General features: G+C 68.4%; 13 protein-coding genes. 6 read left to right on the forward strand and 7 right to left on the reverse strand.

Annotated elements, in window-relative coordinates:
* Positions 1-1,095: 1,095 nt before the first annotated feature.
* Together ACFXKZ_RS50915 and ACFXKZ_RS50920 are read left to right on the forward strand one after the other, a co-directional pair.
* The gene (locus ACFXKZ_RS50915) at positions 1,096-12,921 is read left to right on the forward strand and encodes a LamG-like jellyroll fold domain-containing protein (protein ID WP_380014897.1); all 11,826 of its coding nucleotides are present in this window, start codon (positions 1,096-1,098) and stop codon (positions 12,919-12,921) included.
* A gap of 260 nt (positions 12,922-13,181) precedes the next feature.
* Positions 13,182-13,727, forward strand: coding sequence for an SMI1/KNR4 family protein (locus tag ACFXKZ_RS50920; RefSeq protein ID WP_380014900.1), 546 nt, complete (start codon positions 13,182-13,184; stop codon positions 13,725-13,727).
* Here the strand turns inward: ACFXKZ_RS50920 and ACFXKZ_RS50925 are convergent.
* The 3 genes from ACFXKZ_RS50925 to ACFXKZ_RS50935 all read right to left on the reverse strand — a co-directional run bounded on the left by ACFXKZ_RS50925 (position 13,717) and on the right by ACFXKZ_RS50935 (position 16,538).
* Complete coding sequence (locus ACFXKZ_RS50925; RefSeq protein ID WP_380014903.1) at positions 13,717-15,078, reverse strand: hypothetical protein; 1,362 nt, start codon at positions 15,076-15,078, stop codon at positions 13,717-13,719. The two genes, ACFXKZ_RS50920 and ACFXKZ_RS50925, sit on opposite strands and share 11 nt — an antisense overlap.
* The gene (locus tag ACFXKZ_RS50930) at positions 15,075-15,260 is read right to left on the reverse strand and encodes a hypothetical protein (RefSeq protein WP_380014906.1); all 186 of its coding nucleotides are present in this window, start codon (positions 15,258-15,260) and stop codon (positions 15,075-15,077) included. The genes ACFXKZ_RS50925 and ACFXKZ_RS50930 overlap by 4 nt, the downstream gene beginning before the upstream one ends.
* A gap of 540 nt (positions 15,261-15,800) precedes the next feature.
* A complete protein-coding gene (locus tag ACFXKZ_RS50935) occupies positions 15,801-16,538 on the reverse strand; it encodes a hypothetical protein (RefSeq protein WP_380014909.1) in 738 nt (245 codons plus the stop codon).
* A gap of 691 nt (positions 16,539-17,229) precedes the next feature.
* Here ACFXKZ_RS50935 and ACFXKZ_RS50940 point away from each other — a divergent pair.
* From ACFXKZ_RS50940 to ACFXKZ_RS50955, 4 genes are all read left to right on the forward strand, one after another.
* Positions 17,230-17,784: a hypothetical protein gene (locus tag ACFXKZ_RS50940; RefSeq protein WP_380014912.1), complete on the forward strand. Its 555-nt coding sequence runs from the start codon at positions 17,230-17,232 to the stop codon at positions 17,782-17,784.
* A gap of 980 nt (positions 17,785-18,764) precedes the next feature.
* Complete coding sequence (locus tag ACFXKZ_RS50945) at positions 18,765-19,013, forward strand: hypothetical protein (protein ID WP_380014915.1); 249 nt, start codon at positions 18,765-18,767, stop codon at positions 19,011-19,013.
* Between the two features lie 606 nt (positions 19,014-19,619).
* Complete coding sequence (locus ACFXKZ_RS50950; RefSeq protein WP_380014918.1) at positions 19,620-21,041, forward strand: hypothetical protein; 1,422 nt, start codon at positions 19,620-19,622, stop codon at positions 21,039-21,041.
* Between the two features lie 351 nt (positions 21,042-21,392).
* Positions 21,393-21,578, forward strand: coding sequence for a transposase (locus ACFXKZ_RS50955; protein ID WP_380014921.1), 186 nt, complete (start codon positions 21,393-21,395; stop codon positions 21,576-21,578).
* Positions 21,579-21,671: 93 nt separating this feature from the next.
* Here the strand turns inward: ACFXKZ_RS50955 and ACFXKZ_RS50960 are convergent, their stop codons facing one another.
* The 4 genes from ACFXKZ_RS50960 to ACFXKZ_RS50975 all read right to left on the reverse strand — a co-directional run bounded on the left by ACFXKZ_RS50960 (position 21,672) and on the right by ACFXKZ_RS50975 (position 24,494).
* A complete protein-coding gene (locus ACFXKZ_RS50960) occupies positions 21,672-22,085 on the reverse strand; it encodes an IS30 family transposase (RefSeq protein WP_380014954.1) in 414 nt (137 codons plus the stop codon).
* A 734-nt stretch (positions 22,086-22,819) separates the two neighbouring features.
* On the reverse strand, positions 22,820-23,071 hold the full coding sequence (locus ACFXKZ_RS50965) for a hypothetical protein (protein WP_380014924.1): 252 nt from the start codon (positions 23,069-23,071) through the stop codon (positions 22,820-22,822).
* 2 nt (positions 23,072-23,073) lie between these two features.
* Entirely contained in the window at positions 23,074-23,352 is a 279-nt protein-coding gene (locus ACFXKZ_RS50970) for a hypothetical protein (RefSeq protein WP_380014927.1), read from the reverse strand.
* Between the two features lie 932 nt (positions 23,353-24,284).
* A complete protein-coding gene (locus ACFXKZ_RS50975; RefSeq protein WP_380014930.1) occupies positions 24,285-24,494 on the reverse strand; it encodes a hypothetical protein in 210 nt (69 codons plus the stop codon).
* Between the last annotated feature and the right edge of the window lie 286 nt (positions 24,495-24,780).

Raw genomic sequence — 24,780 nt, forward strand, 5'->3', positions numbered from 1 at the left:
TTTACGCCCGGCCCACCACCAGGCCGGACCCAACGCCGAACATGGCGAGCATGTTCGGCTGTACCTCCCCGGGCACATACAGGTGTACGCCGACAACCTGATACGACGCGTCCGACATTTCGATACCGGTTGCTCCGTCCCGATGGTGGCCCAGTCGTGGGGGAACACCGCTGCGCCGTAGTGGCGGCGGTCGGGGCGTTGGCGGCGGAGTTTCATGAACGCGAGATTCGGGTCTGCGTCGAGGATGCCTGGTTCGACCCGTGCAGCGATTGGGAGACCGGTTACGCGTAAGGCACGGCTGGCTTCGCGCCTACTCCGGCACGGGCCCGACCACGCCCGAGATCGATGAACGACCGGGCCCGCCGGACACTCCAAAGGAGCGCCGACGGGCCCGGGTGGTACCGAACGTCCGACGCCGGGGGCCGGAGCACCGTCGCCGCGCCCGCGCTCGACCGTGTGCGGGTGGGCCGTCGTCCGGGACGACTTCGATCACGCCTTGCGCGGTCAGCGGGTGCGCCCGCCTGTCGTGGACGAACATCAGGATCAACGACTTGAGGAGCAGCCACCGGTGCGTGCGTAGCCCTCCTCGGTGAGGATCGCCGCCAGGGGCAGGAGCGCGGGTAACGGGCAGAGTGACGATCGGCCCTCGGCTCTGCTTCGGATAGGCGGCGAGCCTTGTCGTGGTACCGCTCCTCCACGTGTGCGTGAAGGACGGCGGGATCATTCTGCGTGGATGCTGAGCACACCGGGACCACCGTCCCCGGTGATACCGGCGATCAGCCTCGCGGTGGCGGAGAGTTGCCGGCGAAGAGCCGCTCCCCGAGGAGCGGGTCGGCCGTGCTCGCCTGGAGGTCCTGCATGCCGCGTATGGGGATGCTTGGGCGTCTGCTGCCTCTCATCGGGGGTCGTAATCAGGCCAAATACCCACGTCTGCAGCCTGTTCGTGTTCCCGACTCCTGAGCGGGTTCCAAGGTTGTAGGGGTTTCGTATGACGTGAATCATCTATCGACAAGTATCTACATACATTGCCGTGGGATTTCACCAGCCGTTTGGATGTGCGCCTGTCATTTCTCTATATCCCGGGGGAGCAGTCCCGTGTTCGGTGGGCTGTTGTGGCTGCGTGCGCAGCGTCCGACCGCGATCGTCGCCGCGATGGCGATGACCGTGGGTCTCGTCGTCGGCGGGGCGACCGCCGTCTCCGCCGCCACCCCGGGCGAGACGAGGTACGGCAAGCCCACCCAGGAGTGGGGATCGGCCGCCGGCCGGTCGCACCAGGTCGACACGGCGGCGACGCGCGCGGGATCGGACGGCAGTGGGCGCCCGGCCGGCAAGGCCCCCGGTGAACTCGGCCCCGATCAGGGGCCGTTGACGCCGCTCCCGGTCGAGTCCACACCGGAGCGGCCGCTCGCGGGCGCCGCCACGCAGCAGGTCCAGTCGCCGCCGCAGGCCGGCGGCACCACGATCACCGCCGCCCCGACGGAACCCACCAAGCCGGCCGCGGGCTCCTCCTTCGACGAGCGGACCAGCCGCGAACTCCCGGCCGAGCGCGACTCGCACACCAGTGTCTACGAGAACGTCGACGGCAGTCGCACGCTCAAGGTCTCCCAGGACCCGGTCAACTACCGTCTCCCGGACGGGACATGGGCGAAGGTCGACAACACCCTCGCCCCGATGGGCGGCAACCCCGCCGACCCGGCATGGTGGCGCACCCGCGCCGCAGCCAACCCGGTCGACGTCGCCACCAAGGCCGACGCGGCGCGTCTGGCGACCCTCCACACGGGGAACGGAACCAGTGTCGGCTTCGGCCTCGACAACGCGACCCCCACAGTCGGCCGCACCGTCTCCGACAGCATCACCTTCACCGGAGCCCGCCCCCAGTCGGACGTCAACCTCAAGGCTGGCGACGGCGAGATCAAGGAGACGATCCTCCTCAACTCGTCGTCCGCGCCCGACACGTGGGACTTCCCGCTGCACCTGGCGGGCCTGACCCCCACGTTGGACGAGCACGGCAATGTGGCGTTGACCGACGCCGCGGGCGCGGTCCAGGCGATGGTCCCGCACGGGTGGATGATGGACTCCGCCGTCACCCCCGCCTCCGGCGAGGGCGCCACGTCGGGCGGCGTGACCTATGAGCTCCTCACCCGCGACGACGGCACCCGCGTCCTGCGGGTCAAACTCGACCGGGCCTGGCTGAACGACCCCGCCCGCGTGTACCCGGTCAAGGTCGACCCCACCGTCGCGGTCACGCCCGCGTCGAACTCGGTGAGCATCGTCCAGGGTCGCAACTTCTTCCAGACCGACGTCTACCGCCTCGGCTACAACTGCGACAGCGGCTGCGCCAACGCCGCGATCCTGCTCAACACCTCGGCGGTCTCCGCCCAGTTGCAGAACAACACGATCACCGGCGCCCGCCTCGCGCTGTGGAATGTGCACTCGTGGGACTGCCAGGCGCCGCGCGCGGTGTCGGTACACGGCAACACCGCCGCCTGGAACCCGAGTTCGGTGCGCTGGCCGGGCCCCTCCTACGGCCCCGCCCTCGGTTCGGCCTCGTTCGCGCTCGGCAACGAGTCGGACGGCTGCAACGACGGCTGGGGCGTCGTCGACCTCGGCTCGGGCGGGCGCGACCTCATCCAGGGCTGGGTCACCGGAGCGGCGAACAACGGCCTGACCGTGCGTACCGCCGAGGGCGACCCGAAGACCTGGAAGAAGTTCGACACCGCACCCAACGGCGGCGTCAAGCTCGACATCGACTACACGCCCTACCGGGCCGCGTACAGGTTCAACAACCTCGTGCGCGAGGTGACCGCGACCCAGGACGGCATCGCCAACGTCACCGTCACCAACAACGGCACCGTCGGCTGGACCAAGGGCATCCACTCCCTCCACTACCGCCTGTTCGACGCCGGCGGCACCGAACTCGGCGGCGACAAGATCCGCTGGACCGCACTGCCCAACGACGTTCCGCCGGGCCAGTCGGTCACCCTCGACGCGGCCATCGCCAAACTGCCCCCCGGCACGTACACCCTCGCCTGGGACATGGACGGCAGCAACATTCCCAAGTTCTCCCAGATGGGCGTCCCGCCCCTGCCGATGGCACTCGGCACCGCCAACAAATGGCCCGTCATCACCTCGATGACCCCCGGCAACGGCTACGAGTCCGACACCACCACCCCCACGTTCACCGTCGCGGGCAACGACCCCGACAACTACCCCCGCCCGTCCCTCGACTACTACTTCGAGGTCTGCACGGTCGACGGCCAGGACTACCGCAAGGACTGCAAGAACACGCCCTGGCAGACGTCCGCGTCGTTCACCGTCCCGCCGAGCTGGGGACTGGCCAAGGGCGGCAAGTACGCCTGGTACGCCTACATCGGCGACGGCGAGAGCCCGTCGGTGCGGCCCAACCCGGCCGTGTTCACCATCCCCAACCGCCCACCGGCCGTCGACACCGCCTGGCCGCCGAGCGGCTACACGTTCTCGACGCTGACCCCGATGCTCCACGTCACCGGGCACGACCGCGACGCGTGGCCCGCGAACCAGCCGCTGCGCTACAAGTTCGAGGTCTGCGAGGTCGACGGCGCGAACACTCGCAAGGACTGCCACACCTCGGACTGGCAACCGCAGTCGCCGTGGACGGTGCCCAAGGAGTGGAACCTCACCTGGGGCAAGACCTACGCCTGGTACGGCACCGTGGGCGATGCCGCCGGCGCCGACGGCACCTTCGCACGCGCCGCCATGTTCTCCACCCAGGTGCCCCAGCCGGCGATCACCAGCCGGCTCTCGGCGGGTTCGGCCGGCAAGGAGTTCAACGAACAGGTCGGCAACTACACCACCGCCGCCACCGACGCCTCGGTGAGCGCGGTCGGCCCCGACCTGACCGTCTCGCGCACCTACAACTCGCTTGACCCGCGCACCGACACCGCCTTCGGCGCCGGCTGGGCGTCGCGCTGGGACATGCGCGCGATCCCCGACAACGACGGCTCCGGCAACGTCGTCGTGGTGCTCGCCACCGGCGGACAGGTCCGCTTCGGCCGCAACCCCGACGGCACCTACGCCGCACCCTCCGGCGGCTTCGCCACCTTCACCGCCGTGCCCGGCGGCGGCTGGCAACTCGCCGACAAGTCCGGTACCCGCCAGGTCTTCGACACGAACGGCCGCCTGCTCTCCGTCGCCGACTACGCCGGCCGTACCCAACAGATCACCCATGGCGCCGACGGCCGCATCTCCCGCGCCACCGACGTCACCTCGGGCCGCTACCTGACCTTCACCTGGACCGGCGCCCACGTCACCCAGGCCGGTACCAACCCGATCGACGCGAACACGCCCGGCCCGGTGTGGACGTACGGCTACGACGGCGACCGGCTGACCACCGTCTGCCCGCCCGCCCCCGCCGGCGGCCCGGCCGCGCCGTGCACCCGCTACGACTACACCACCGGATCGCACTACCGCTCCGTCGTGATGGACGCCGCCCCCCGCTCCTACTGGCGGCTCGGCGACGCGGGCCCGACCACCACCGCGGCCGACAGCGTGCCCACCGCGACCGCCCGCGAGGGCGCCGAATACCGCAACGTCACCCTCGGCCGGCCCGGCGCGCTCGCCGGATCCCCCGACCAGGCCGCCGGATTCGACGGCACCTCCTCCCACATCCGACTCCCCGCGGACATCGTCGGCAAGTCCACGTTCCTCAGCATCGAGATGTGGTTCAAGACCACCCGCCCCGGAGTCCTGTTCAGCCAACAGACCCGCACCCTCGACGACCCCGCGGGCGTCGGCGGCGACTTCAACCCCGCCCTGTACATCGACACCAACGGCAAACTCCGCGGCCGCTTCCTCACCCGAGGCACCACCCCCGACCCCATCACCTCCACCACGAACGTCACCGACGACCAGTGGCACCACGCCGTCCTGTCCGCCACCGGAACCGCCCAAACGCTCTACCTCGACGGTCAGGCCGTCGGCGCCCTCCAAGGCGAGGTCTACCACCCCGCCGCAAGCAACACCCTCATCGGCGCCGGCTTCGCCCAGGGCGCGCCCCAATCGCCCGGGAACATCTCGTACTTCACCGGCAGCATCGACGACGTCGCCCTGTACGAACGCCCACTGGGCGCCACCGGCGTGGCCGAGCACTACGCGGCGCGCGCCGCGGCCACCCAGCTGACCAAGGTCACGCTCCCGTCCGGCCGCACCCACGCCGAGGTCGCCTACGACGCCCGCACCGACCGCGTCACCCAGGTCACCGACGTCAACGGCGGCGCGTGGAAGCTGGGTCAGCCGACCTACTCCGCCTCCTCGACGGGCTACGCGAGTGCGATCGTCGCGTCCGCGCCGGTTGCCTACTATCGCCTGGGCGAGCAGGGCGGGACCGTCGCGAACAACGCCTCCGGGAGCGCGGCGGCGGGCACGTACCACGAGGTGATCCCCGGCCGCGCGGGCGCGTTCGCGGGCGGCGACGACACGGCTGTCGAGTTCAACGGCACCACCTCCCACGTCGAACTGCCGCAGAACCTGCTGCGGACGCTGCCCCGACTCTCCGTCGAGGTGTGGTTCAAGACCGACAAGCCCGGAGTGATCCTCGGCCATCAGTCCAACCCGATCGACGACCCCGCCGGAGTCGGCGGCGACTGGACACTCCCGCTCTACGTCGACGTCAACGGAAACCTGCGCGGCAAGTTCCTCCAGGCCGACGGCGGACGGGAAATACCCATGCGCTCCGCCACGACGGTGACGGACAGCCGCTGGCACCAGGCCGTGATCACCTCCGACGGCACCGCGCAGACGCTCTACGTGGACGGCGCCAAGACCGGCAGCATCAACGGCGCGATCAACAACGAGAACGCGAGCCGGGTCTACCTCGGCGCCGGCTTCTCCACCTTCTGGGCCGACGCACCCGGCGGCGTCAGTCACTTCGACGGCTCCATCGACGAAGTCGCCGTCTACGACCGCGCGATCGACGCCACGGCCGTGGCCGAGCACTTCGCCGCCCGCAGCGCGGTGGTACCCAACGCGGGACCCGCCTACCGGGCCGCCGTCACCGCCGCCGGTCCCTGGTCGTACTACCGGCTGAACGAGACGTCCGGAGCACAGGTCGCATCGCAACAGGGCGCTCGAGGGACCTACGGCGCAGGACGCGCGGTGTCCACCATCGGCTCCACCGAAGGCGTCACCGGCGGCGACGGATCCGCCGTCTTCAACGGCACCGGTTCCTACATCGAGTTGCCCTCGGGGCTGGTGCACGGCTCCTCCCAAGCCACCATCGAATTGTCCTTCCGCACCTCCAAGCCGGGAATGCTGTTCGGCTACCAGTCCGCCGGAATCGAGGAGTCCCAGACCACGTACACGCCGGCGCTGTACGTGGACACCGATGGGAAGCTGCGCGGCAAGTTCTTCGTGACCGGCGGCCCACCGCAGCCGCAGATCGTCTCCACCGCGTCGGTGAACGACGACAGATGGCATCACGTCGTCCTCACCACCGACGGCATCGTCCACACCCTCTACCTCGACGGTGTCGCGGCGGGCACGATCAGCGGCGCGGTCTTCCACGAGAAGAGCATGCGCAGCTTCGTCGGCGCCGGAGCCTCCGCCGGCTACGAGAAGGCACCCGCCGGCAACGGCTGGTTCGACGGCCGCATCGACGAGGTCGCCGTCTACCGCAAGACCATGGACGCGGCCACCGCAGCCGCACACGCCGCCGCGGCGGGCAGCCCGGCGGCGGACTACCGCGCGCGTATCCTCGCGGCCGGCCCCACCGGATACTGGCCGCTGACCGCCACCGACAGCGCCGGCGCACCGATCGACCTGGTGCCCGGACCGGCCACCGACGCGGCCGGCGCCTGGAACGTCCGGCAGGGCGTCGTGGGCGCGTTCGGCGCCAGCGGCGACCGGGCGGCCGGCTTCGACGGCACCTCCTCACACATCCGACTGCCCAAGGATCAACTCGGCGGCGTTTCACAATTCACCGCCGAACTGTGGTTCCAGGCCCAGGGGCCGGGCGTGCTGATGGGCGCCTCCACCCAGGACTTGCCGTACACGGACGCGGACACACCGGCGACACCCATGCTCTATGTGGGTACCGACGGCCAATTGCGCGGCGAGGTCTGGAACGGCATGCCCGCCCCGATCACTTCGCCCGACTCGGTGCTCGACGGCCGGTGGCACCACGCCGCGCTCAGCGTGGACGCCCCCGGCAAGGTCCAGAAGCTCTACCTCGACGGCAACCTCGTCGGTGCCCCGCTGGACGCATCCTCGATAATCGTCGACCCCTACATCACCATCGGCGCCGGCCCGGTGAACAACCTCGCCTGGCCGGCCAAGCCCACCGACATCAAGGGCTACTTCAAGGGCGCCATCGACGAAGTGGCGATCTACCACCAGGCACTCGACGCGGACACCATCGGCACGCACTACGCGAGCGGCTCCACCACCGACCCGGCCACGCTCACCACCACGACCACCGTCACCGACCCGAACAACCGCCAGGAAACGCGCACCTACGACTCGTTCCGCGGCCGCGCGCTCAGCGTCACCGACGTCGAGGGCGCCACCACCACCTACGGCTACGACAGCGGCGGCTTCCGACACACCGTCACCGACGCCAACGGCAACTCGGTCATCAGCGGCCACGACACGCGCGGCAACGAGATATCCCGCACCACCTGCCGCACCACCACCCAATGCTGGACCGGGTACCAAGAGTTCCATCTCAACAAGAACGACCCGCTCGACCCGCGCAACGACCAACTCGTCGCGATCCGCGACCCGCGCACCGCCGACGTCGGCGACAACACGTACAAGACCACATACACGTACACCCCCACCGGCCACCCCACTGGCGAGACACGACCCGACGGATCCACCACCCAACGCGCCTACACCACCGGCACGGAGGCCGCGGTCGGCGGCGGCACCGTCCCGGCCGGCCTCCTCGCCTCCACCACCGAACCCGGCGACCGCATCACCACCTTCGCCTACTACGTCAACGGCGACCTGGCCTCCACGACCGACCCGGTCGGCCTGATCACCCGCCAGACCTACGACGGACTCGGCCGCAGGATCACCACCACCGAGGTCTCGGACAGTGTCCCCACCGGCGTTACCACGACCACTTCCTACGACTACGCGTCGCGGCCGACGACCGCGACCGGGCCGGGCGTCCGCAACGAGATCACCGGCATCACCCACACGATCCGCGGCACCACCGTGTACGACGTCGACGGCCGCGTCGTCGAACAGTCGACCGCCGACCTCACCGGCGGCGACGCCACCCGCACCACCACCTACACCTACAACGCCAAGGGCCGCCCCGAAACCGCCACCGACCCCGAGGGCGGAGTGACCCGCACCGCCTACGACGCCTTTGGACGCCTGACCTCCACCACCGACCCGGTCGGCACCGAAACCCGCCACACCTACACACCGGGCGGACAACCCGCCGAGACCACCCTGATCGGCTGGGACGGCGACCCCTCAGGAACCCCACGCGACCTCGTCGTACAGTCCCGCGCCTACGACCCCGCCGGCCGCCTCGCCTCGATCACCGACGCCATGGGCGCCACCACCTCGTACACCTACTACGACGACGACACCAAGGCCGAGACCATCGCCCGCGCCGTCCGGCAACCCAACGGCACAACCCGAGACATCGTCCTGGAGCGCCTCGGCTACGACGGCGCCGGCAACGTCACACGCAGCACCACCGGCGGCACCACGATCACCGAGATCGCCTACGACGCACTGAACCGCCCGACCCGGACCGTCCTGGACCCCGGCGGCCTGAACCGCGAAAGCACCACGCAATACGACACCGCCGGCTTCGTTGCCCGCACCCTGCGCACCGGCCCCGGCATCACCACCACCGAAGCCACCGACTTCACCTACGACAAGGCCGGACGCGTCCTGCGCCAGACCGCCCACAACGAGGCCGCCGCCCCACGCGTCGACGACGTGCTCGTCGGCACCTGGAAGCGCGACCAACGCGGCCTGGTCTTGGAGGAGGTCTCACCCAACGGCAACGCCACCGGTGCGACGCCGAGCGCGCACACGACCACCCACACCTACGACGTTTTGGGCCGGGAGATCTCCGCGGCGTCCCCGACCGTCGAGGTCACGGTGGCCGGCGCCCCGCCGACGAACATCCGCCCGACCACGACAGTCGGCTACAACACCTTCGGCGAGCCGGTCGTCTCCCGCGACGCGAACGGCCGGGTGACCACGAGCGTCACCGACCGCACGGGCCGCACCACCGCCACGACCCTGCCTCCGTACACCCCCGCGGGTGCGACCCAGCCGATCACCGCCACCTCCCAGGTCCGCTACGACAAGGCCGGCCGCGCCATCGAGTCGACCGACCCGCTGGGCCGGACCAGCAAGGTGCGCTACGACCGGATGGGCAACGTCGTCGAGAAGACGGCCCCCCAGGCACCCACCCAGCCGAGCGTGTTGGCCGCCCCGGGCATCAACCGGGGCCCGCTGCTGAACCAGACCTTCACGGACACCCCACCCACGCCCCCCACCTGGCACTACACCTACGACGCCAACGGCCGCCAACTGTCCGCGGTCGACCCCGAAGGCGCCCGCACCGAGGCGACCTACGACCAACTCGGCCGCCAACTCACCGCCACCCGGGTCGAACGCTTCCCGACGGCCAACAACTTCACCACCACGATGACCTACGACGACGCGGGCCGCGTGGTCGCGACCACGTCGCCGACGGGCCGCGAGGCATTCCAGGTCTACAACCCGGCGGGACAGCCGACGCGCCGATGGGGCGACACCGACGAAGTCACCGTCGACTACGACGGGTTGGGTCGCGAGGTCCGCGCCTATGACGGGCAGGGGCGGGGCAACCGATGGACCTACAGCCCGCTGGGCCGGGCGGACAAGGTCGAGGACATCGTCATGCGCTACAACGGCGACGTCCTGGGCGAGGCATCCCTGCGCACGTCGTCCCAGTCGTACGACCCCAACGGCAACCAGACCTCGACCGTGACCCCCGCCGGTGGTCGCACCGACCTGGCCTACGACGCCGCCGGTCGCCTGATCCGCCAGACCGAGAAGATCAACGCGACGGAGTCGATCGTCTCCTCCTTCGGGTACGACGCGGTGGGCAACCGTACGCGCTTCACCGACGGCAAGGGCAACGCCACGATCTACACCCACACGGCCTGGGACCAGCCCGAGAGCGTGATCGAGCCCGCCACCACCGCACACCCGAACCCCGCCGACCGCACCTGGACCACCACGTACGACGCCGTGGGCCAGGCCACGATCCAATCGGCACCGGGCGGCGTGCGCTCCGACAACGCCTACGACCACCTCGGCCGCCTGATCGAACAAACCGGCACCGGCGCCGAAGCCACCACCGACAAACGCGTGTTCGCCTACGACGACTCCGGACGCCTGACCAAGGCACAAACCCTCGGCGCGGCGGCACCTAAGTCCACGAACACCTACACCTACAACGACCGCGGCCTCCTGCTGACCACCGCCGGCACCTCGGGCACCTCGCACTACACCTGGGACGCCGAAGGCCAGATGGCCGAACGCACGGACGCGGCCGGCACCGCCCGCTTCGCGTACAACCACCAGGGACGCCCCTACCTCGCATCGGATCCGCAGACCGGCCACACCGTGGAATACGCCTACGACGGCTCCGGCAACGTCGTGGGGCAGAAGTACTGGGACCACTGGCCCATCATCGAATGGCCACAAACCAACACGGCAGCGGCCCGCTCCGCCGTCCGAGCCGACCGCGCATTCGCCTACGACGACCTCGGCCGACTGACGACGGACGAAGTACGAGGAGGGGACGACCTGCCGAGGATCTCCACCTCCTACACCTACGACGCCGACGACCACATGACCGGCAAGGACGACTCCACCACCGGCGGCCGCGACAACACCTACACCTACGACCTGGCCGGCCGCCTCACCCAGTGGAACGACGGCACCACAGCCACCCCCTACACCTGGGACGCCGCCGGCAACCGCACCACCGCCGGCCCCAAGACCGCCACCTACGACGAACGCAACCGCCTGCTCACCGCAGGCGACACCACCTACACCTACACCCCACGCGGCACCCGCTCCACGATCACCGTCCCCGGCCTGACCAAGTCGCTGCAATTCGACGCGTTCGAACAACTCGCCCAGGACAACGCCACATACGGCTACGACGCCCAGGGCCGCATGATCACCCGCAACGCCCAATCCGGCTTCGCCTACGACGGCACCACCAACAACCTCGTCGCCGACGGCACCACCAAATTCACCCGAGGCGCGGGCGGCGACCTGATCGCCACCGGCAACGGCACCACCGGCACCCTTGCCATCACCGACCAACACGGCGACGTCACCGCAGCGATCGACCCCACCACCCTCAACCGCACAAGCTCCACCACATACGACCCCTTCGGCCAGGTCACCACCCAGACCGGCCCCAAGCCCGGCCTCGGCTACCAGGGCGCCTGGACCGACCCCACCACCGGCCAAGTCAACATGTCCAGCCGCTGGTACGACCCATCAACCGGCGGCTTCGACTCCCGAGACACCTGGACCCTCAACCCAAGCCCCTCAGCCAATGCCAACCGATATGCATACGGCGGAAGCGATCCCATGGGGAACACCGACCCCTCTGGACATTGCCTATGGGATGGCTGCGTGGTAGAGGGATCTGCGGTCTATTGGGCTGCCGCAGGGGCCCTTGCCGTCGGTGCCGCATGCATAGCCAAGTGCCAGTCCCTGGCGCAGGGTTTGGCCAACGGCCTGTCGAACACATGGTCCGGCGCTCAAAGCCTCGGATCCAAGATCAAAAACAAGTGGAACTCGTGGACCGGAAGCGGGGGAGCAACGGCCGGCGCTGGTGCAGTGGCCAGTTGGTGGATAGCTCACCCCACCACTGCCAGTAGCGCCGCCTCCAGCGCGGCGGCAGCCGGGACGCGGGCAGGCGACCTCAACGCCTGGGCATGCCGAACTTACGGCGCCTGCGGATCCAGCGGCGGCCCTGGTAAGAGCCCCGGAAGCACCACCGGCCCCGGCGGTTCCGGCGGACCGGGTCGCTGCGTCGTGGGATGCCGAGGTGGAGGCGGTAAGGGCCCCGGCAAGGGCCCATCGAGTAAGCCTCCCATCAAGCCCAAGCCGAAGCCCCCACACCGCCCGACTGCCCCCAAGAACCGGCCCCCGACTGCCGCAACACCGATTGTTGACCCGCTGGTGGCCATCATTAGAGGTTTTCTGGACGGAAGCCGGACGCTGGATAATATTCAAAATCCATTGGGGAGCCCTGAAACCGCTTTCAATTCTCAAGATGAAACTCTGTCCCGTTCTGAGGAGGAGAATGCCTTCTTGGTTGCACCCGAAGCCAGAAATCCCGGAGGTGATTCTGCCGACTCGGATAGATGCGACGACGGTCCTGGTCAGAATCTTCATGGAAATATAACCTACTACCCTCGCGAGCGTTTCCGGCCAGGAAGAGACGGGTGCCGGGCCACGGGAGCCATAGGCAGGTTCAATAGCCCTCTGGATCTCGAAGATGGCACTCCCACCGCATGGAATAAAACATTCGAATCCGGAATGGTTCAACCTCCTGGTTTCTGGGAAATTCCGGAGAACAAGCGAGCTCGTGGCCATATCATGGGCAGGCAATTCGGTGGATCGGGTACCGATCTCAGAAACCTTGTCCCCTTGTGGAAGAGGGCGAATAGTCCGGAAATGAGCACGATCGAAAATGCAATCGCCGGAGAGATCAAGAATGGGCAGAAAGTCGTGTACGAAGTACGGCCGGTATATTCGCCGGGTGCGGGGGCAAGGCCCGATTACATGCACTTGACGGCCAATGGCAATCGGGGCATGAATGTCGATTGCTATGTTCAGAACGTGCAAAATCCGCAGGCGCCGATCTGCAGCTCGCAGGACTACAGAAAATGATGCCCCGCTTGTTTCCTCTCGGGAAGGGTCAACATCGCTGGCATCTTTGCGTTGATCTGCGCGCATATCGCCGAAGACGGGGCGCGGCGGGTACGGGCGACGTTGGTTGGTCGAGTGTGATGGTGTTGACGGGGAGTGTTCGCAGAGCAGGGGCGAGTGAACGTGCCTGCGTTGGTGGGTGCCAAGTCGATTCGTGGGATAGTTGCGCCAACAGAGGCGGCGTTCCGTAGTCGCCCGTAGATGGGCGCACGATCCGGTGAATGGAGTTTGCACATATGTCGAGTTTCGAATCTTTGCGTTCACTGCTGGGGGATCCGGACTGGTGGGTTCGTTCAAATTCCGATGTATGGATTGCGAGCGAAGAATATCTGGGGCTTCGGTTGCCGTCAGATTATAAACAATTTATGGATTTCTACGGCCCGGGTCTGTTGGATGAGTATCTGCTATTGGATCTCCCTGAAGGGCCGTCATCCGAAGAGGTTGTGGAGTTTTGGTCCCTGGCGTCGTGGGTGAGGGCAAGGGAGTCCCGTCCTGATGCTTACCCGTACGCTTTCGCTCCGGATCGAAATGGCTTGATTGAATGGGGTTCGGACCAGCATTCGAACAGCTATTTCTTCCTCCCGTCCGCACCAGACGCCTCTGATTGGAAAATTGTGATCACCAGCGAGGCTGGAGAATGGTTCAAAACTGACGGAACGTTCACCGAATATCTCGTTCGATGCTTCCAGCATTCTTCGGAGCGCCCTTCCTTTGTGGACAGGTCATGGCCTCGTCCGGGTGCCCGATTCAGACCATTCAATATGTGAGTGTGTGGTGTGCTGTCAGCCACCCGCCCGGGCGCCTGCCGCGGTGTGAGTGATTGGGTGGCGGTGGTTGGTCGTCAGTGGCGTCGGAGTGTGGCGTGGGTGATTCCGTGCTGGTCGGGGTGCCGCTATGTCTTTCGTCGAACGTGCGCTCCACGTGACCCTTCGCCGGGCCGTTCGCCGGCGGCACCGGCTGCAGCGACACCCCCAGGCTCTCGCACGCGGCCACGAACGAGGAGGACACGAACACCTTCCCCTGGGCGACGACCACCGGCTCGGGAACGATCACCGGCCAAGCGGCCGCCCCCTCCAGCCGCTTGTCCAGGCCCACCAGCCGCTCGTAGGGCACGATCGACCGCCGCATCGCCAGGTTCGCGTCCCAGCCCGGGCGCATCCGCATCGGCGCGACCATCTCCGCGAGCAACACCGCCGCGTCCACCGCGCTACTGCCCGGCGGCCGCAGCACCGCGGCGCAGATCGCCCGGGTCGCCACGTCGATCGCGATCGTCAACTCCGGGCGATCGAGCACCCCGTCCGCCATCACCGCGAACACGTCCAACGACGTGCTGTCCATCATCACCAACTCGCCCGGCCGCAAGGCCACCGTCACGCGAAACGGCGGCTCGGGACGACAGGCGTGAGCACGCCGCCGCACGGCACTTCCCAAAAGCCCCTGGCCGTCGCCGAGCGCGTGCACCAGCCGGTTGAACGTCGACGGGGGCGGCACCGCCGGCGCACCCGGCCCGAACCGGTCCTCCAGGAGCCACCCCACCCGCACCCGCATCGCGGTCAGCGTGCCCGTCGACCGCTCCCGCTGCTCCCGCAGCACCGCCGACACCGCCTCCACCACCCGCGGATCGGCCCGCCCCACCGGCGACCCGGGGCGCACCACCCGCTGATCGACCAGCCCCCACACGCCCTTGCTCCGGTACCGCGCCCGCATCCTGCGTACGGTCGCCACACTCGTCGGCGTCCCCGCGTCCGTCAGTTCCGCGGCCTTGGCCTTCTCCCGCTGCGTCAGATTCCGCAGCGCCGGGTCGTACTGCGCCCGCGGAGTCCCTCCCCGCGGGTCCGCGAGGCCCGACTCGACCTCGCGTACGTGGCGTTCCCACGCCAGGGCCCGGTTGCGGACGTCCTCGGGGAGCGCGTCCAGGAGCGCGAACGGCGGCACCACGGGCGGCGCGGCCCCCACGACCTCGAAGCCCGGGTCGGCGAACACGTGGGGCAGCGACACGGCCGCGACGGCCCCGGCCTCGTCCAGGAGTCGCGCCGAACTCCCCGCCAGGACCACGACCGTCCACTCCCGCCCCTCCAGACGGACCCGGTCCCCGACGGCGAGTGTGTTGCCCTTCAAAGCGTCACCACGCGTGTTGCGTCGCCCCGGGCGATGGTCCGCTCGTGCAGGGGTCGATCCAGGGCCGCGCGCAACACCCCGCTCCACAACGCGTGGTGGACGGCCGGCCACACGGCCACGGGATCCCCGAGCCGCCGCACCCCCTCCAGGAGCGCCAGAGGTCGACCGAAGCAGGCCGCCACCTCGGCGGCGTCAATCCGATGGTCGGAGTTATCCCGGTCGGAGTCCTCGGATGCATCGCCTACTGCGAGAAGACATGGAACGCCGCCACCAGTTACGGATCGTCATCGGGTGGGGCGAGCGCCTACGAGCGGGCGCAGGCACAGCGATGGTCCGAATACAACAGGTGGGCCCAGAGCTACGCCGCAGACTACGCTCGCGCCGAAGCGGCCTCTACGAAGTGGTCCGAATACAACAGGTGGGCCCAGTCTCAACCCGGCTCCCGCGTGCTCCGTCCCGGCTGCTTTGAAAGATCTTGTCGATCGCCCAGGTGTTGACCAGTGGATTTGCAGAATCTGGGACTTGGGATCGTGACTGAGTGACCTGTGGTTTTGCTGTCTTGTTCGACTTTGTCCGGCTTGTGACCTGCGGTTTTGCGGGATCCGGGACGGATGGTCGGTTCCATTGGGAAAATCTGTGGGTGGTTGCTCTCGTTCTGCGCCGACCTCGCGAGGATGACGGCGGTCCGGGGTGGGTGGTGGCCATCGCGTGTTGGGTGGGGTTCAGACGTGGCACTTGAGTGTGACGAGGAGTGTGTCGTCGGGGAGTGTTTCCAGGTAGGTGACCGGGTCGGTCAGGCACAGGGAGTCGTCCGGTGCGTGCTCGCACGGCACCGGTTCGCCACAGGGGCCGTGGACGCCTGCGTCGCTTCTTCCCGCCTCGATCCACCAGCCGTCGAGAGTGAGGAGGTCCCCGAAGTGCCGGAGCGCCCTGGGGGCTTCGCGTTCGACAAACTCCTCGCGGTCGCCCGCGAACCAGGAATCCAGATCCCTGATGGTGGAGTACCCGAAGTTGAGCATGCCGGGGATGCGTGTCGTCCGGTCCCAGTGGTCGTAGAACTCGCCGACCTTCGGTTGGGTACGGTAGTCCCAAAAGGCTTCCGGGCCGGAATACGCCCCGTGTTCCGATGCGTACCGGGACTTGAACCAGGACAGCGGCCGAACGGGCCGCCCGTCCGCGCTGATCCGACGCCACAGATCCCACCCGGCGCCGAGAACCGCCCTCGCCCTGGTCCGCGGCTCCGTGAAATCGAGCGCCTCCCGGGGGCCTCCGGCCGACATGCCCGGCAGACTCGGCAGTTCCTCCCCGTCGGACCACGGCGTGTCGTGGACCAGATACGGGTCGTCGGCATGGCCGGGGACGACGAAGTAGCCGCAGCCGTCGCTGCCGCCGCGAACGATCCACCAGTCCCAGATGTCGCGCGCCTCGTCCGAGGTGTGGTCCTCCTCGAACGGAGCCATCGCCGCGCCGATCTCCGCCGCCCCCTGCCTCCGCAGGCAGACACACCGTCACACGCAACCCCGCCACGACACCCCACCCATCCCCCGGACGATCGGCAGCACACCGTACCGGGCGAGAAGACCACGCACATCGCGAATACTTCCGTCGCGGCCTCGTCCGGGATACCTGCTCGGTTTCCTTACGACTTTCGGGTCGGGTTGTTGATTGGGTGTCTGGCCTGTCGATGGCGCTGTGCGGCGTTGTGGTGATGGATGGGTGGATGGTGGCGAGTTTGGGCGTGAGGGCCGCAAGAGCTTGTCCCGGGCAGCTTGTCGAAGGGTTCCTGGGTACCGCCGGGGGTGGTCTGTGGTAGCTGTGGAAGGCCGGTTCGGTGTGTCGGTGGGGCAAGTACCCGTTCGTTCGCCGGCCACCCTGCAGCGCGCGGTGCGCCGGGACGTCGACACCGGCCGACGTGCCGCGTTCCAGGGCGGTGAACGCGCCCGCCGCCTGCACGACGTCCGTCCGGCCCGCCCACGCCGGTCGGTTCCGGATGGGAACTCGTGCCCTCGATGCTCCCGGTGCGTCGTGATCGCGGTACGCCCGGGCCGCGGCGGCGCGCGACGGGTGCTCCGGCCGGTGTCGCTCCGAGGTGCTACAACCGTGCGATTCGGGAGGGAGGCTTCCGGTGCGGTTGTCGAGGGACGGGATGGCATGTCGACGTTGAGGGACGGTCCCTGGGGGATCGCGATGGAGGAAACCGACCGTGTGCGCTGGGATTTCGTGCCGTTCGTGAGGGTGGGGCCGTTGCGGTTCGGCATGGACCACGAGCAGGTCGTGGCGGCGATCGGGCCGGCGGGCTCCCAACGCATCGGTCGTTGCGCGGATTTCTGGCAGGTGGCGCCGCAGGGGGACCTGTGGCCGGAGACCCAGGTGACCGCCCACTACGGAGACGCCGGGCGCGTGTGTGGGGTCGCGATCAGCGCCCGGCGCGGCCCGCAGGTCACCTGGGAGGGCGTGGATCTCGTCGGTGGTGTGCCCTCCGTGGTGGAGGAGCGGCTCAGGGTCCACGCGACGTCGCACGGTGTCGTGGACTTCCGTTACTCGCCGGATGGTCTGGCGCTCGAGGAGTTCGGCGTCGTGATGAGGGTCGAGCGGACCGGTGACGTACTGCTGACCCGGCCGGTGTTCGTGGCCCGCGAGTGGGCGGCGACGGCCGGGGATCCGTCGTCGGGGCCGTTGTCGACGCACGAGTGGCGGATGGGATGAGATTCCCGAGGTAGAGGGAGTCGTCGTCTGCGCACGCCCGATGCCGATCCGGCCGCCGAGGCAGTCCCGGTCCCGTTGCCCAGGGTGAGGCGCTGCGCGACCCCGCCGGGTCGCCGGGCGACGCGGTGACGGTGCGCGCAGACGGGGGTGTCGGCGGGAAACGAGGTGGTCCCGGTCCTCGCCGCTGCGGAATCGCCCGATCGCGTCGTCGCGGATACGCCACCCTGAGATGTACGTGGAGGCGGGCGAGGAACCGGGCGGGTAGCCGGTTGCACGCGTCGGGCGATGTGTTCGCGGGGATCGGTACACGGGGTGACGGAGCTGCGAGGCGGCCGATGGCGCGCCCGGAACGGTCACCCCCGGCACACCGGGGCCGCTCGGGGCGACCCGGGCCCAGTTGCGCACGCGGACGCCGATCGAGGGTCGAGCCACGGGCGGCAGCGTTTCGGCGGACGCCGCCCTGACGTTGACGACCCCGGCGTTCGTCCGCCCGGGTACCTACTCGGGGTCGCTCACGCTGAGCCTGAGTTGGCCGAGCGGGCTTGGGACGGTCGACACGGAGTCGACGCGTCGGGACGTGCGGGTGTCGACGCTTCGAGACGGTGCCGCTCCATTCGCCCGGTGGCGCGGGACGACTCGGCCGATAGCGGCCCGGCGTCCCCGCCACCGGGCGCCTTCGCGCAGCACGGGAATCGTGATCGGCCACGCCCGGAGCGACGGCGTGGGACCGTCGCGCCCGACGTGCGATCGCTCGGGAGACCGCAGAAAACGCGTCGACATTCTCCGGCACGCAGAATTCGGCAACCACGCCTTCCCGCTGCCCGTCGCCCCGGGTGTGGAGGGCAGGATGCGAAATCGGGGCGCGGCCGTCGGGACCCCGCCGCCCCGTGTCCCTCGACTTGTGACATCGCCAAGTGCTTGGATAATCTCCACGATCGACACCCGTCCCGTCCCGATCCCGACCTCCAGAAGGGCCGACCATGGACGACAAGGACAGGCACACGCTCAAGGCTCTCCGCCAGGCCATTGCCGACATGGAGGAACTCCCGGACGAGACGCCGGTCATCCTGGCCTTCGACCCCATGGGCAACACCTACAGCCCGCTCGACTCGATCGCCGGCCGCATATTCATCGGGGACCCGAGCGATTTCCCGGAAGCGGCCCGGCAACCCGACGGATCCATTCCCGCGGTGTACCTCTTCCCGACCTTCGAAGTCGAAAGCGACTGATCGACCACAGGTGTGATTTCGCAAAGGTGGTCGGCGTCGGCCGGAGCTTTGGCCGGGTGGTGGTCCCGGGCCGCGCGCAGCATCTCGTCCGAGCCGCCTGGGAACGAAAGCCCGCGCGCCCGACCGAGATCACCCCACGACGGTTTCCCGATTCGCCCCGCTCGACCCCACGCGCGTCACCCGCCCGCCACGCGACCCGGACCGTGCGCCGCAGCGCGATCGCCGGCATCAGCGCCGCGACGCCGCGTCCGGCCCGCACCGCAGCGAGCACACCGGCCGGAATGTCGCTCTCGAACGCCACCCGCCAGTGTCGATCGGCACACTCCAGCGCCTCCCGCACCCGGGTACGCCACGAACACGCTCCACCTCGCCGCCGAAGGCTGCGGCGGCCCCGGGGGCTCGGGTTGCAGCGGGTCGACGATAGGAGAAAAGTGGATCTTGTCATTCGTTCGCACCGTCGAACTCGCGATCTCCGGTGACTCCAGGCCGCGCAGCGGGCACGTCCGCGCGGCCGGCACACGGCAACTCCACGATAAGCACCGGGATTTCACCATGCCCAAGCCCGCACGGCGACTCGTCTTCCGCATCGTCGGCACGCCCTGCCTGGTGACCGCGATCGCACTGCCCGCCATTTCCCCGGCCGCACCCGCCGCCGTTGCCCAAGGCCCGAATACCGTGCCTGCCGCAAGCAGTCCCCCCGCGCCCCAGTCCCCGGGCACGCCCGGACCGGGGCCGGGCACGTCCGCACCGCCGGCCACGTCCGGGCCACCGCCGAACTCGGCACCACCGGCCACCTCCACGCCCGAACAGCCGGGCGCGCCCACGTACAAGCAGCCACAGCTCCCCGAGTCGAAGCCCGGCGCCGGTACGCCCGAACAGCCGGGCGCGCCCGCGTCGTCGGACGCGGCGAAGTCCCCGGGCCCGCAGCAGTTCGGGCCGAACACACAGAGGGAGACGGAGGACCGGATAGCGGCCCTCGGCGTGCCGGAAGCGGAGAAACAAAAGCTCAGGGACGGGCTGGCCAAGGCGATCGCCGCAATCAACGACTCGGCGACCAAACCGGCCGACAAGGCCGCGTTCGAAAAGGCCGTGGACGGGATCAACGTGGCGTTGAAACTGAGCCAGGCCCAGGGCGCGACGCCGGCGGAAAAGGCCATGTACGAGAAGGTCGCGTCGACTCTCGCCAGTGCCGTGCAGGATGCCCAGGACTCGAAGACGACGCCCTCGGACCGGGATGAGCAACTGCGGGTCGTGAGCATTGTCGGCGACACGCTCAAAGTGATCGCGGATCGGGTCACGCCGCCACAAGACCGGGCCACATACTCGACGATCGTGCACGCGATCAGCGAAGCAATGGCCATATCCCTCGATCCCGGCACGACGTCCCAGAACAAGAGTGTGCACAGGTTCCTGATGATCAGTCTGGCCACGAACCTGTCGGCCCTTCAGGAGCCGAGGACCGACACGGTGGACCGGGCGATCCTCATCAAATTCGCCGAATCCCTGGCCGCCGGATTCCTGGCCGGCCTGAACCCGCAGACGGCACCGAAGAACGCGCAGGACAGGGAAGCGATCACGAAGGCTTTGGAAAAGATCGCAGGGGAGGCCGGACAGGCGTCGGCAACCCTCCAGGACCCGCAGGCCTCCCCGGAAGAGCGGACCGCGGCGCAACAGAAGCTGGTCTCACTGACCAGTGCGCCGGCCGCCGCGCAAAGCGGCACTCCGCCCAACGCGCCGCCCAACGCGCCGCCCGTTGCGCCGCCCGGCGCGCCACAGAACTCCAAGTACCCGGAGTTCCTCACCGAGGTCAAGAAGTACAACCCGCCCGCGGCCTGCCTCGACGTGATCGACCGCCGTACCGCCCAGGTCGGTTGGCCGGACGGATCCCTGTGGGGCCTCTCCGACGACGCGTGCGCGGCCACGCTGCTCAAAGCAGGCCGCGAAAACACCGGCACGTGGAAGGTGCTGTTCACGTGTGTCCGCGACCAGCCGTTCTCGACCTGCCTCACGTACATTCCCAAGGACTGACACCCGAGTGGCGCGACGGCAAACGCGATGCGCCCATGGAACTCGGGCAAGGCAGAAGGGCGCGTTCGTTGCCGGCCGTCCTTGCGCAGACTCGGGCCCTACGCGACCAGGCCGCGCGGACTGCGGCGCGGGTGTCGTGGAGCCGGTCGAGGAACTTTCGGACCGTGAAACGCTACGTGTTCCGGTTTCGTGCGGGGGGTTGTGGGGCGAAGGCCCAGACGGGGTGGTGTGCGCACAGGAGTGGGAGGCGGCCGGTCCAGGCGGTTTCGGGCAGGGGAGAGTGGGGTGCCTCGAAGGTTTCGGACAGAGATCCAATAAGGTTGACCTGTAAGGAACCGAGGAAAGCAGCACATGGCACGTCCCAGTTCGTACACGCCGGAGTTCCGCGAGGAAGCGGTTCAACTGGCGCTGAAGTCCGCTCCTCGGCCGATCGCGCAGACCGCGCGAGAACTCGATGTGCACCCGGAGACCGCTCCGCAACTGGGTCCGGGAGTACAAACGCAAGCACGAGAGCGCCGACGAGGCGTCCTCCGTTGACGAGCGCGCCAGGTTGAAGGAACTCGAACGCCGCAATCGCGAGCTGGAGATGGAAAACTCGTTCCTGAAAAAAGCCGTGGTGCACTCAACCCGTCAGCGCAACAGGGCTTCCAGCCTATCGGCGGGTGTGTCGAAGTTGAGAGTCTTGCGGGGGCGGGTGTTGAGCTTCACGGCGATCGTGTCGAGGTCGTCCTGTGTCAGGTGTCCCATGCCGGTGCCCTTGGGCATGTACTGACGCAGCAGGCGGTTTGTGTTCTCGTTGGTGCCGCGCTGCCATGGGCTCTGCGGGTCGGCGAAGTACACGCTGAGTCCGGTCGCGACGGTGACGTCCTTGTGCCCGGCCAGTTCCATGCCGCGGTCCCAGGTGAGGGACTTCCTGAGTTCGGCGGGCAGTTCGAGCATCTTGGCGGAGAGCCGTTTCGTGACGGTGGCCATGTCCCGACCGTCGAGCCGGACCAGGACCGTGAAGCGGGTGGAGCGCTCGACGACGGTGGCGACCTGTGTCAGGCCGCGTCCGAGGAGGAGTCGGGTAGCGGGGACGCATTACTGCATCCCCGCCCCCTCAGAACCGTGCAAGCAGCCTTTACCGCACACGGCTCAAGCAAGCCCCAAAGGCTCGCCAGCAAGCAAAAGTACTGAACTCGTTGTCGCGGCGGCTCCATTCCGCCGCTGACAATGGGTGTGAAGGAGACGGAGTCGTCGACCGTCCGGCGTGTTCCTGTCCGGGAAGGAAATGTATTGCTTGGAGATCGCCTTCCGGATGACAATCCGCCACGCTTCCCGTTCTTCCGGGCTTTGTGGCGGGTGGTCGGCGTGCAGTAGGAGCCCTCCGCAGATCGAACAACGGCCGTGCTGTGCCCGTAGGAGAAGCACGGTCATGGCGTCGGGAGGCGGCGGACTGCGTCATGCCCCCAGGATGGACGTCTGTCGACTCACCCGGCGGGCGATTTGCCATCTTGGTTCAGCCGTCTCGGCGGCGTGTTGAGGGTGCGGGGCCGCGACGTGGGAGCGGCACCGGTTGAGAACGTTGGTCTGTGCTTTGTGACCTGGGACTTCTATGTGTGGTGTCGGGATTGCCCCTCGTGGAAGGGTCGGATGACCTGCAAATGTGTGGACCCTGCGAGGGGCACCCGCCCGCCCTGCCGGCAACTCACGCCCCGGCGAGGACGGTTCACCCGAACGACGCGAACACTCCCGCTCGAACTCTCGGGCGTCGAGGGCGCCTGACGTGGGGCCGGGGTTCAGCCGAAGGGTGCGACCAGGCGCAGGACGGTGACGACCAGGACGCCGCGGCTGACTTCGTAGCGCAGGACGGCCCCGGCGAGGTCGACATCGCGGCGGTCGCGTTCCCCGCGCACGGGCGAGGAGCCGTGTCCGTAGGGGTCGCGGCCGATGGTGCCATCCACGGTCGATCGCAGTTCGCGTTGACGCGCGACGGAGAGTTTGGACAATTCCGCCTCGGCGTGGTCCGCGTACTGCACGAGATACGCCATTGTCAGTCCCCCAGTTCGCGTGGTTTTCCCTCGTGGTCGAAGAACCCGAACCTCTCGCCCGCGCGTGCCCGTTCGGCGGCCTCGTCGTCCTCGACGTGCGCCTCCTCGGGCAACGCCCAGTCCAGAAGGGCACGTCGTTTGATCTGGTCCAAAGGAGTCGCGTACATGTCGGCGTCGAACGCGGCACGCCGGTCCTCGGGCAGCGCGGCCCGGATTCCGGCGAGGGTGTTCGGCAACTCGACGCGCTCGCCGCGTACGACGGTGGTGTACCCCTCGGCCATGAACGACTCTCTCCCTCTCAACCGCACGACCGCTCCAGAGTGACATCCCGTCCCACGTGATCGGTAGACGACGCCACTCGTCCACGACCCCGACGAACGCGACCGGGCCCGGCAAGGCCGGGCCGGAACGCGAATCCGACGACGCAGCCGACCAGCCATCCCCATCCGACCGCAGCCCATGACCCGACTCGGACAGACCCGCCGAGGTCGACCTCACGGCATCCTCGGGGACCGCCACCGGCGTACACCCCCAGACTCATTCGGGGACCGCCCCGCGCCCGCTCCGGGAACGTGCCCCCATCGGCTCGGTTTCGCCTCGGGAATTTCGCGTCCCAGGCTCTCGCCCGCTGCTGTGCCGATTGCCGTCGCTGCGCCGCGGCTCGTTTCCGGATGCAGGGTTTGTCGAGCTGCCGCACGTGTCCGGGGTTGAGTTGTGCCCGCACGTTCGCTTGGACGTTCCTGGTCGGGTCCTCACCTCGCTGTTCCGGCATTGTCACTCCGGTCCTGAGTGTGACCTGCCCCGAACCTGACCGACACCGGCGTATGCAACGTTGCTTTGTTGTTTGGCTGGATGCCAGCCGCCGTGTGCGTGAACTGCCGTGCAGGCCGGACGGATACGACGGCGGGTGAGTCCGCAGCTGGTGTTTGCGCGGAGCCTGGCGGACCTCGCCTTGGTTGTTGATCCACGTGCCAAGCCGGACCTCGACGATCCCGCTGGCGGTCGGCGCGCCGTTTTCTGGACCGGCCAGGCCCGCCACTGCGGGGGGTACGCGAAGCTGCGGGAACGATCTCGATCGAGACGACCCGTTCGCTTCCCCTGTGGCGCGGGAGGCGGTTTGCGGTGGCCGTGCCGCAACCCAACTGCGCGATCGGAACCGTATCGCCGCTCCCGGCCACGATCGGGTGCTCGGAGAGTGGCGCGTTGAGTTCGCTCAGCCAGGCGAGTTGTCGTCAGCGGTCTCGGATGTGGCGCGGCGGCGCCATTTCCGAAGAGCGCGCGTCGCGACAGCGGTCACGAGGGTAGCCGCGAGCGCACCGATGAACTCCGGTACAGCCGGCAGGAGCAGATGCTCGATGTCGTTGACTTGGCCGCTTAGGAAGACGCTGTCCAAGTGCGCGACGGCGTTGGCGTGGGTATTCATTGCTCATCCTCGGTGCGTCTGCGGAACTCGGGACTTCCGAGACCGCTGAGGCGAGAATCGTGCTGGAGTGGGGCGTCCCCAACTCGCTGGGGGACGGCTTGGGACACGACGAGTGCTTCGGGAGTTGGACCTGGGGCGATGCTCGTTGTCCCAGGGGCGTCCCGGGGACGTACGAGGGACACGAAGCAGAATCAGGGGACGGACATGTCAGGGTCGGTGCGTCGCAGTGAGGAGCCGTATGTGGCGCTGGGGCGGTTTCTTCACAACCAAAGTCGGATGGCATGCC

The organism is Embleya sp. NPDC059237 (assembly GCF_042754105.1).
Lineage (GTDB): Bacteria > Actinomycetota > Actinomycetes > Streptomycetales > Streptomycetaceae > Embleya.

Bases quoted from the DNA above. Each gene is read 5' to 3' on its own strand.
- ACFXKZ_RS50935 (WP_380014909.1), bottom strand. From the start codon at position 16,538: ATGGCTCCGTTCGAGGAGGACCACACCTCGGACGAGGCGCGCGACATC.
- ACFXKZ_RS50970 (WP_380014927.1), bottom strand. From the start codon at position 23,352: ATGGCCGAGGGGTACACCACCGTCGTACGCGGCGAGCGCGTCGAGTTG.
- ACFXKZ_RS50955 (WP_380014921.1), top strand. From the start codon at position 21,393: ATGGCACGTCCCAGTTCGTACACGCCGGAGTTCCGCGAGGAAGCGGTT.
- ACFXKZ_RS50965 (WP_380014924.1), bottom strand. From the start codon at position 23,071: ATGGCGTATCTCGTGCAGTACGCGGACCACGCCGAGGCGGAATTGTCC.
- ACFXKZ_RS50945 (WP_380014915.1), top strand. From the start codon at position 18,765: ATGGACGACAAGGACAGGCACACGCTCAAGGCTCTCCGCCAGGCCATT.
- ACFXKZ_RS50975 (WP_380014930.1), bottom strand. From the start codon at position 24,494: ATGAATACCCACGCCAACGCCGTCGCGCACTTGGACAGCGTCTTCCTA.
- ACFXKZ_RS50940 (WP_380014912.1), top strand. From the start codon at position 17,230: ATGTCGACGTTGAGGGACGGTCCCTGGGGGATCGCGATGGAGGAAACC.
- ACFXKZ_RS50920 (WP_380014900.1), top strand. From the start codon at position 13,182: ATGGAGTTTGCACATATGTCGAGTTTCGAATCTTTGCGTTCACTGCTG.